This window comes from Azospirillum sp. B4, from assembly GCF_000333275.1.
Taxonomy (GTDB): domain Bacteria; phylum Pseudomonadota; class Alphaproteobacteria; order Azospirillales; family Azospirillaceae; genus Nitrospirillum.
Genome location: NZ_BACU01000290.1, coordinates 1 through 9,809 on the forward strand (window position 1 = coordinate 1; position 9,809 = coordinate 9,809).

Below are 9,809 nucleotides of genomic sequence, written 5' to 3' on the forward strand. Positions count from 1 at the left end.
AGATTGCTCATCTCCGCCAGGTTGGCCCCCTTGCCACCCAGAAGGTTCTTCATCTCGGCCCGGCCCTCGGCCTTGCCATCACCGAAGCTGTACACCCACTTGGACACGCTGCTCATGGTTCCTCACCCGATGAGTTCGGCGGAGCGCGGTCCTTCGCTCAATGGACCATCGTCCGCCAGTTTCCCCGAAGTTTCACTGCACTTTGTATTTTTTCGGGGTCTGGCCAGGGCCAGCCCCGTTTTGTCACGCACTGGAAAATCCAACCGAACCGTTGCAGATCACCGCCCCCGGCGGAAGGGCGAAGATTGTGACCGCCGCCGCCGCCCAAGTCCGCAACCGCGACCGGGCGGCCAAACAAAAACGGGGGCCGGTTTCCCGGCCCCCGCGTCTCACCCCTCGATGACCGAGAAATCCGCCACATGGTTCAGCGTGCGACGGATGCCAGCCAGCAGACGCAGCCGATTGGCCCGCAGGGCCGGATCGTCGGCGTTCACCGTCACCTTGTCGAAGAAGGCGTCCACCGGGCCGCGCAAGCTGGCCAGCGCCGCCATGGTGCCCACATAGTTCTCGGCGGCCAGGGCCGGCTCTGACGCGGCGTGCGCCTGGGCCAGGGCGGCGGCCAGGGCCTGCTCCTCATCCAGCCGCAGCAGGGCGGCGTCCGGCTGCCCGTCATGGGCGTGGCCGTCCTTCTTCTCCTCGATGCGCAGGATGTTGGCGGCGCGGCGGAAGGCGGCCAGGAGGTTGGCGCCGTCGTCGGTGCTGACGAAACCGGCCAATGCCTCCACCCGGGCCAGCAGGCGAACCAGATCCCCTTCGGCCCGGCCCGCCAGCGCGGCGGCGATCAGGTCGTGGCGCACGCCCTTTTCCCGCAGGGCCACCACCAGGCGGTCGGCGAAGAAGGCCAGCAGTTCGCCATCCAGGGCGGCGTTGTCCAGCGCCAGCTGGCCGCGCGCCACCAGGAACAGGTCGCCGAGATCCAGGCGCAGGCCGTTCTCCACGATCAGGCGGATGACACCCAGCGCGGCGCGGCGCAGCGCGAACGGATCGCGCGAGCCGGTGGGCTTCTCATCGATGCCGAAGAAGGCCACCAGGGTGTCGATCTTGTCGGCCAGCGCCACGGCCACGGAAACCGGGGCGGTGGGGCAGCTGTCGCTGGGCCCCAGGGGCTTGTAGTGGTCGGCGATGGCCTCGGCCACGGCCGCAGCCTCGCCCTGCTCATAGGCGATGTAGCGGCCGACGACGCCCTGCACCTCGGGGAACTCGCCCACCAGGCCGGTCACCAGATCGGCCTTGGCCAGGCGGGCGGCGCGGCGGGTGGCCTCCACATCGGCGTGGATGGCTCGCGCGATGACGGCCGCCAGGCCTTCCACCCGGTGGACCTTGGCCGCCGTGGTGCCCAGCTTGGCATGGAAGGTGATGTCGGCCAGCTTCTTGGCCTGGTCTTCCAGCGACACCTTGCGGTCCAGGTCCCAGAAGAACTTGGCGTCCGACAGGCGGGCGCGCAGCACGCGCTCGTTACCCGCCACCACGGCCTTGCCGCCGTCTTCCGTCGTGCGGTTGGCCATCAGGATGAAGCGCGGCGCCAGCTTGCCGTCACTGGTCTCCCCCTTGGGCGTTTCGAGGGCGAAATAGCGCTGGTGCGTGCGCATGGAGGTGGTCAGCACCTCCGCCGGCACGTCCATGAAGGCCTGGTCGATGGTGCCGATCAGGCCCACGGGCCATTCCACCAGACCCGCCACCTCTTCCAGCAGGCCGGGATCGTCGCGCAAGCTCAGGCCCTCGGCGGCGGCCAGGGCGTTGGCTTGGTCCAGGATGCGGGCCTTGCGCGCCTCGCGGTCCAGCACGACGAAGGCGCCGGCCAGCTTTTCCTGGTAATCGGCGAAGTCGGTGATGGTCAGCACGTCGGGCGCCAGGAAGCGGTGGCCGCGCGTGGTGGCGCCATAGGCCAGCGTCACCGCCGTGGGCTCCCCGCCCAGGCAGACGTTGCCCTCGGACGACTCGGGCGCCGGCTCCGCCGTCTTCAGCGTCAGGGCGCCCGGCACCACGGCACCGTCGAACAGCGCCAGGATGGAGTGCAGCGGCCGCACCCAGCGGAAGGTGTTGTTTCCCCAGCGCATGGATTTGGGCCAGGGCAGCTCGCGGATGGCGGCGTCGATGATGCCCGGCAGGGCGTCGATGGTGGCCCCGCCCGGCTTCTCCACCACGGCGAACCAGAACACGCCCTTGCCCGTGTCGCGCTGCTCGCACTGGTCCAGGCTGGTCAGGCCGGCGCCACGCAGGAAGCCCTGGACGGCGGCGTCGGGGGAGCCGACGCGCGGTCCCTTGCGCTCATCGCGCACGTCGGCCTGGCGCACCGGCAGACCGGTGACGGCCAAGGTCAGGCGGCGGGGGGTGGAATGGGCGATGGCGTCCTCGAACGCCAAACCGGCCTCGGCCAGCTTGGTGGTCACCAGGCGCTTGAAATCCTCGGCCGCGCGCACCTGCATGCGGGCGGGGATCTCCTCGGAAAACAGCTCGATCAGCAGCTCGGCCATGGTTCAGGCCCCCTTACCGGACGCAGCACCCGGAAGGGTCCAGTCCACTTTTTTGTCACCCGCCACCCAGGCCTCGCAGCAGGCCTTGGCCAGGTTGCGGACCCGCAGGATGTAGCTCTGCCGCTCCACCACCGAAATGACGCCGCGCGCATCCAGCAGGTTGAAGTTGTGCGAGGCCTTGACGCACTGCTCGTACGCCGGCCAGGCCAGGCCGCGCTTCAGCAGCTCGGCGCACTCATGCTCCGCGTCCTCGAAATGGCGCAGCAGCATGGCGGTGTCGGCGACCTCGAAATTATAGGCGCTCTGCTCCCGCTCATTGCGGTGATAGACGTCGCCGTACTTCACGCCCTGGCCGTTGAAATCCAGGTCGTACACGTTCTCGACGTTCTGGATGTACATGGCCAGGCGTTCCAGGCCGTAGGTCAGCTCCGCCGCCACCACCTCGCACTCGATGCCGCCCACCTGCTGGAAGTAGGTGAACTGCGTCACCTCCATGCCGTCGCACCACACCTCCCAGCCCAGGCCCCAGGCGCCCAGGGTGGGGCTTTCCCAGTCGTCCTCGACGAAGCGGATGTCATGCTGGCTGGGGTCGATGCCCACGCGGCGCAGGCTTTCCAGATAGATCTCCTGCACGTTGGCCGGCGAGGGCTTCAGGATCACCTGGTACTGGTGGTGCTGGTGCAGGCGGTTGGGGTTTTCGCCGTAGCGGCCGTCCTTGGGCCGACGGGAGGGCTGCACGAACGCCGCCTTCCACGGCGTGGCGCCCAGCGCGCGCAAGGTGGTGGACGGGTGGAAGGTGCCGGCCCCCATCTCCATGTCGTAAGGCTGGAGGATCAGGGCCCCCTGCTCCGACCAGAACTGGTGGAGCGTCAGGATTAATCCCTGGAAACTGAGCTTCGCCGCGCCTGAGGCCGCCATTGCCTGACCGTCTTCACCACTGGAAGGGCGGAAAAGGAACGATTGGGTCCATGTAACCCGTCCTCCCCGGCCCTTTGTTGCGTTGCGGCGCACCTTACAAGGCCGGTGAACCCCAAATCAAGGCGCCGACCGGCGCGTTTGCCGCATGCAAGCCCCGTTTTGGCGCGGGTGTGGCCTCCGGGCTGCGCAGGGAAGAGGTTCCGCAAATGCCGCCGGTTTCGCAGAGGAATGAGTGCGCGACCACTTGATCCGCCTCAACGCGGCGGAACCACCGACAGGCCTATGGTTTTCCTTAGAGGAACCTTCCGGCGCCGCACCGCCCTGGGTCCTGGCCTTCATTATTCCAGGGAGTCTGCCGCCATGGACGACCAGACCGAGATACTCGCCTTCCTGGCCCATCCGGAACCCTTCGGCGCCCGGGGGCGGGTGGAGCGCATCGACACCCACATCTCCCACGTCTTCCTGGCGGGCGACCGGGCCTACAAGCTGAAGCGCGCCGTGCGTTATTCCTATCTGGATTATTCCACGGTGGACCTGCGGCGGCGGTTCTGCCTGGCGGAACTGGCGGTCAACCGCCGCTTCGCCCCGCACCTGTACCTGGGCCTGCGGCCGGTGCTGCGCGCCGACTCTGATGATGGCCATCTGCTGCTGGGCCCGGAGTGGCCGGCGGGGGAGGATGAGCCGCCGCTGCCCCCGGGTCAGGTGGTTGACTGGCTGCTGGTCATGCGCCGCTTCGACCAGGACGCCCTGCTGGACCGCATGGCGACGCAAGGGCGGCTGACGCCGCAGCTGATGCTGGACCTGGCCGACCGCCTGGCGCGACTGCACCGGGCGCAACAGGGACGCGCCGATGGCGGCGGGGCGGCGGGGCTGGAGCAGGCGGTGGCCATCACCCGCGCCAATCTGAAACCCGGCGACGCCTTCGCGGCACCCGACATCCGCGCCTGGAACGCCAAGGTCCAGGCCGCGCTGGCGGCGCAGGGCCCCCTGCTGGACGCGCGGCGCGACGCCGGCCGGGTGCGCGACTGCCACGGTGATTTGCACCTGGGCAACGTCTGCCTGGTGGACGGCACGCCCACGCCCTTCGACGCCATCGAGTTCGACCCCGATCTGGCCCGCACCGACGTGCTGTACGACCTGGCCTTCCTGCTGATGGATCTGTGCTTCCGCGACCGGGCGGATCTGGCCAGCCTGGTGCTGAACCGCTACCTGGACCTGACGGGGGAGGATCTGCCCGGCCGCGAGGGCCAGGCCCTGGGCGGCCTGCCGGTGCTGCCCCTGTTCCTGTCGGTGCGCGCCGGCGTGCGCGCCCAGGTGACGGCCGCCGCCGCCCGGCGCCAGACCACGCCCACGCAGAAGACCGCCGGCGCCGTGGAGGCCGGCCGCTACCTGCAACTGGCGCTGGACTTCCTGCGGCGCGACCGGCCGCGGGTGGTGGCGGTGGGCGGCTTCAGCGGCACCGGCAAATCGACGCTGGCCGGCGCCTTGGCGCCGCTGCTGGGCGCCGCGCCGGGGGCGCGGGTGTTGCGCAGCGACGTCATCCGCAAGCAGCTGTTCGGCCTGGCGCCGGACCAGCCATTGGGGCCCGAGGCCTACACCCCCACCGTCAACGCCGCCGTGTACGACCGCCTGCGCATCCAGGCCGCGGCCTGCCTGGCGGCCGGGCGCAGCGTCATCCTGGACGCCGTGTTCGCCAATCCGGAGGAGCGGGCCCTGGCGGCGGAGGTGGCGGCCCACGCCCGCGCCCGCTTCACCGGGCTATGGCTGCAGGCGCCGGAGGATGTGCTGGTGGAACGCCTGCGCCGCCGGGCCCAGGCGCCGGCCAGGGACGCGTCGGATGCGGACATACCCGTTCTGCTACGCCAGATGGGGAAGGGTGCCGGGGACGTGCGCTGGGCTATCCTGGACGCCGGCCCCACCCCCGCCCTGGTGCTGCGTCAGGCGGAAGCCCTGCTGCGGCCCCCGGTGGCGGAGACCAGGACCGGGCGGCCCCCTGCCGGCCGCATGATCAGCCCCTCGTCTGGACCCGGCACTTCCCCTGGAATGAGGTAGCCCCCGGTGGATCCCTACGCCTTGCTGGGCGTCGCCCGCGACGCCGATGAGAAGACCATCCGCAGCGCCTATCGCGCGCTGGCCAAGAAGCACCACCCGGACCTGAACCCAGGCAAGCCGGAGGCGGAGGCCAAGTTCAAGGACATCGCCGCCGCCTACGCCCTGCTGTCCGACGCGGAGAAGCGCGCGCGCTTCGACCGGGGGGAGATCGACGCCACCGGGGCGGAGACGGGACCGCGCGGCCCCGCCGGCGGCGGATATTACCGCCAGCACGCCGGCGACCCCTTCGCCGGCGGGCACGGCCGCTATTCCGCCGGCGCCGAAGGATTCGGCGGCTTCGACCATGACGACCTGGAAAGCCTGCTGCGCCGGGCTTTCGGGCAGGGTGCCGGCCCCGGTGGGAGCACAGGGGGAGGGCCGGGCGGGGGCGGTTTCCCCCTGAGGGGCACGGATGCCCACTATTCCCTGGCGGTGGACTTCCTGACCGCCGCCAGGGGCGCCACCCGGCGGCTGACCCTGCCCGATGGCCAGGTGCTGGACGTCACCATTCCGGCCGGTCTCAAGGACGGCCAGACACTGCGCCTGGCCGGCAAGGGCGGACCGGGCATGAACGGCGCCCCCAACGGCGACGCGTTCGTGGAGGTGACGGTATCGCCCCACCCCCTGTTCCGGCGGGAGGGCGATGACATCCTGATCGAACTGCCCGTGACCCTGAAGGAGGCGGTGCTGGGCGCCAAGGTCAGGGTGCCCACCATCCACGGCGGCGTCATGCTGGCCATCCCGCCCCGGTCCAGCAGCGGCACCCGCCTGCGCCTGAAGGGCCGGGGCATCCGCGAGGGCCACCAGGTGGTGGAACTGAAGGTGGTGCTGCCCGCCGGGGAGGAGCCGGAGCTGACGGCCTTCCTGAAAGGCTGGACGCCCCGGCACGACACGGACCCGCGCGCGGGCCTGGAGCATGAGGGAACCTGAGGCCATGAGCACGTTGACCCTGTTGACGCTGGAGGCCGTGACCGCCCGCTTCCCCGACGTGGCGGCGCGGGAAATCCATTGGTGGGTGGCGCAAGGCTGGGTGCGCCCCGATGGCGTTTACCCCGATGGCGTGGACCCCGATGGCGACCACGCCCCGGAGCATGCGGCCGACTGGCGCTTCCACCCCGTGGACGTGGCGCGCGTCGGCCTGATCCGCGACCTCAGCCACGACATGGGCGTGGCCGACGACACCCTGCCCCTGGTGCTGTCGCTGATCGACCAGGTCTATGGCCTGCGGGCGGCCCTGCGTGGCGTGGCCGGCGTGCTGGACCGCCTGCCGCCCGACGTCCGCCAGGTGGTGCTGGCGGCGACGGAGGGGGAGAAGGATACCAACGGCATGAGCCCATGACTCGTGACGTTGTGGGACGCGACCGCGTCCGCCGGAGCATTCTGGGGAGCGTCAGCGGACTGGAATGCGAGGAAGCCAAGCGGCCGGATGGCCGCGCCCGGCGCCTGAGGCCGCAGACATAAGCCTTCCGGTCCTTGACCCATCTCAAGGCCGGCATCCGCGCGCGGGTGTCTTCTATCGGCCAGGAAACGATGCCGCGCGGCATCGTTCGTCCCCAGCCCCAGGAAACGATGCCGCACGGCATCGTTCGTCCCCAGCCAAGGAGCCACCCGATGTCCCTGCCACGGACCATGAAGGCCGCCGTCGTCCACACCCTGGGCAAACCGCTGGAAATCCGCGAGATACCGGTGCCCGAGGTCGGCCCCGGCCAGATCCTGGTGCGCATCCAGGCCAGCGGCGTCTGCCACACCGACCTGCACGCCGCCGATGGCGACTGGCCGGTGAAGCCCCAGCCGCCCTTCATCCCCGGCCATGAGGGCGTGGGCTACGTGGCCGCCGTGGGCGCCGGCGTGACCAACGTGAAGGAGGGCGACCGGGTGGGCGTGCCCTGGCTCTACACCGCCTGCGGCCATTGCGAACATTGCCTGACGGGGTGGGAAACCCTGTGCACCGCCCAGCAGAACACCGGCTATTCCGTCAACGGCGGCTATGCCGACTACGTGCTGGCCGACCCCAATTTCGTCGGCCACCTGCCGGACAATGTGGGATTCGAGGAGATCGCCCCCATCCTGTGCGCTGGCGTCACCGTCTATAAGGGCCTGAAGGAGACGGAGGCGCGGCCCGGCCAGTGGGTGGCCATCTCCGGCATCGGTGGACTGGGCCATGTGGCCGTGCAGTACGCCAAGGCCATGGGCCTGCACGTCGCCGCCATCGACGTGGCCGATGACAAGCTGGAGCTGGCCAGGAAGCTGGGCGCCGACCTGACGGTGAACGCGCTGAAGGAGGATCCGGCCAAGCGCCTGCACAGCGACATCGGCGGCGCCCATGGCGTGCTGGTGACGGCCGTGTCCCGCCCCGCCTTCACCCAGGCCGTGGGCATGAGCCGCCGCCACGGCACCGTGGCCCTGATCGGCCTGCCGCCGGGCGAGTTCGGCCTGCCCATCTTCGACGTCGTGCTGAACCGCATCACCGTGCGCGGCAGCATCGTCGGCACCCGCGCCGACCTGGCCGAAGCCCTGGCCTTCGCCGGCGAGGGCAAGGTGGCGGCGACCGTGGAGGTCCAGCCCCTGGACGCCATCAACACCATCTTCGACCGCCTGCGCGCCGGCACCATCAACGGCCGGGTGGTGGTGACGGTGTGAGCGACACCCGGGCGGGATGGTGGCGGGTGGATCCATCCGTCACCATCCCGCCATCGGTTGCAGCTGGACCGCAAATCCCTATCGGCTAAACTTCGGGTGAGCATGTACCGGCGGCGGTGCTGGTTGCGGCTGGACCGCAAATCCCTATCGGCTAAACTGGCGGCCACCGCCGTGTGGTTGTCGCTGTTGTTGCGGCTGGACCGCAAATCCCTATCGGCTAAACTCCATACCGAAGGTAAGTGCGAAGCGGCTGAGTTGCGGCTGGACCGCAAATCCCTATCGGCTAAACTGGATCACGTCGGCGGCCGGCACGCGGGTCAGTTGCGGCTGGACCGCAAATCCCTATCGGCTAAACTTCTCCCCGCAGCAGGCCGTCCCCTACAAGTGTTGCGGCTGGACCGCAAATCCCTATCGGCTAAACTCACCACGTTGACGTCCAACACCAACGGCTTGTTGCGGCTGGACCGCAAATCCCTATCGGCTAAACTGAACTTCCCGTTCGCGCCCTCGTTCATGTAGTTGCGGCTGGACCGCAAATCCCTATCGGCTAAACTGATACGTCGACCTTGCCCTTGAGGACGAGGGTTGCGGCTGGACCGCAAATCCCTATCGGCTAAACTCTACATCGGAACGGATCTCATCTAACGGGTGTTGCGGCTGGACCGCAAATCCCTATCGGCTAGAGCGGGATGAAATAAGGCTGATTCGGGATTGGATTCCCAACGAGCTTGGAATGTGATTCAAGGTTACCGGTTTGATTTATAGGGGACCGGGAACGATGGGTCGTCCGTACTCGATGGATCTTCGTCAGCGCGTTGTTGACGCGGTTAAGCTTGATGGCCTGTCACGCCATCAGGCCGCGAAGCGGTTTGGCGTTGCGGTCAGCACGGCGATCAAATGGCTGGAGCGCGAGGCAGTAACCGGCAGCGTGGCTCCTGGTCAGATGGGGGGGCATAAGCCGAAGGCGATCTCCGGGGAGCACCGGGACTGGCTGCTGACGCGCTGCGCCAGCGGCCCGTTCACCTTACGTGGTCTTGTCCGCGAGCTGGCGGACCGGAATTTGAAGGTGGACTACCGCTCGGTCTGGGAGTTCGTGCATGCTGAGAAACTGAGTTATAAAAAAAGACGTTGGTCGCCACGGAAAGAAGCCGGCCGGACATCGCCCGCCACCGTGAGCGATGGCTGAGACTGCGACCGGGGATCGACCCGTCTCGATTGGTGTTCATCGACGAGACGTGGACCAAGACTAACATGGCGCCGTTGCGAGGCTGGGCCCCGCGTGGGCAACGGTTACCTGGTCCGGCCCCCTTCGGCCATTGGAATACCATGACCTTCATCGCCGCGTTGCGCCAAGATCGCGTGGATGCGCCGTGGCTGATCAAGGGGCCGATCAACGGCGAGCGCTTCAGGATCTATACCGAGCAGGTCCTTGTCCCGACATTGAAGCCCAACGACATCGTCATCATGGACAATCTCGGCTCACATAAAGGCAAGGCCGTCCGGGATGCCATACGGGCGGCCGGGGCTAGGGTGATCTTCCTTCCAAAATACTCACCCGACCTGAACCCCATCGAGCAGTTCTTCGCCAAACTCAAGCATCATCTGCGTCAAGCTCAAGAGCGATCT

General features: G+C 68.5%; 7 protein-coding genes and 1 CRISPR repeat array. Of the genes, 5 read left to right on the forward strand and 2 right to left on the reverse strand.

Features of this window, described 5'->3' with window-relative positions; all coding sequences use genetic code 11:
- Positions 1-389: 389 nt before the first annotated feature.
- Both glyS and I55_RS13265 read right to left on the reverse strand, forming a co-directional pair.
- Positions 390-2,534, reverse strand: coding sequence for a glycine--tRNA ligase subunit beta (gene glyS, locus I55_RS13260; protein ID WP_044561059.1), 2,145 nt, complete (start codon positions 2,532-2,534; stop codon positions 390-392).
- Positions 2,535-2,537: 3 nt separating this feature from the next.
- The gene (locus I55_RS13265; protein WP_044561060.1) at positions 2,538-3,452 is read right to left on the reverse strand and encodes a glycine--tRNA ligase subunit alpha; all 915 of its coding nucleotides are present in this window, start codon (positions 3,450-3,452) and stop codon (positions 2,538-2,540) included.
- A 360-nt stretch (positions 3,453-3,812) separates the two neighbouring features.
- Between I55_RS13265 and I55_RS13270 the strand changes: the two genes are divergently transcribed.
- The 5 genes from I55_RS13270 to I55_RS34440 all read left to right on the forward strand — a co-directional run.
- Positions 3,813-5,504: a bifunctional aminoglycoside phosphotransferase/ATP-binding protein gene (locus I55_RS13270; protein ID WP_064742496.1), complete on the forward strand. Its 1,692-nt coding sequence runs from the start codon at positions 3,813-3,815 to the stop codon at positions 5,502-5,504.
- A gap of 6 nt (positions 5,505-5,510) precedes the next feature.
- Positions 5,511-6,473 (forward strand): DnaJ C-terminal domain-containing protein, encoded by a 963-nt coding sequence (locus I55_RS13275; RefSeq protein ID WP_044561061.1) that lies wholly within the window; start codon positions 5,511-5,513, stop codon positions 6,471-6,473.
- A 4-nt stretch (positions 6,474-6,477) separates the two neighbouring features.
- On the forward strand, positions 6,478-6,882 hold the full coding sequence (locus I55_RS33055; RefSeq protein WP_049974085.1) for a hypothetical protein: 405 nt from the start codon (positions 6,478-6,480) through the stop codon (positions 6,880-6,882).
- A 278-nt stretch (positions 6,883-7,160) separates the two neighbouring features.
- Positions 7,161-8,183 carry an alcohol dehydrogenase AdhP gene (adhP, locus tag I55_RS13285; protein ID WP_044561065.1) on the forward strand — a complete coding sequence of 341 codons (1,023 nt, stop codon included), beginning with the start codon at positions 7,161-7,163 and terminating at the stop codon, positions 8,181-8,183.
- A gap of 56 nt (positions 8,184-8,239) precedes the next feature.
- A CRISPR array of direct repeats spans positions 8,240-8,869; the repeat unit is 36 nt; unit sequence GTTGCGGCTGGACCGCAAATCCCTATCGGCTAAACT.
- A gap of 92 nt (positions 8,870-8,961) precedes the next feature.
- A protein-coding gene (locus tag I55_RS34440) for an IS630 family transposase (protein ID WP_199902580.1) occupies positions 8,962-9,809 on the forward strand; the annotation gives its coding sequence in 2 pieces (ribosomal slippage) (positions 8,962-9,300 and positions 9,303-9,809; 846 coding nt annotated over the 2 pieces). This gene is flagged as partial in the annotation.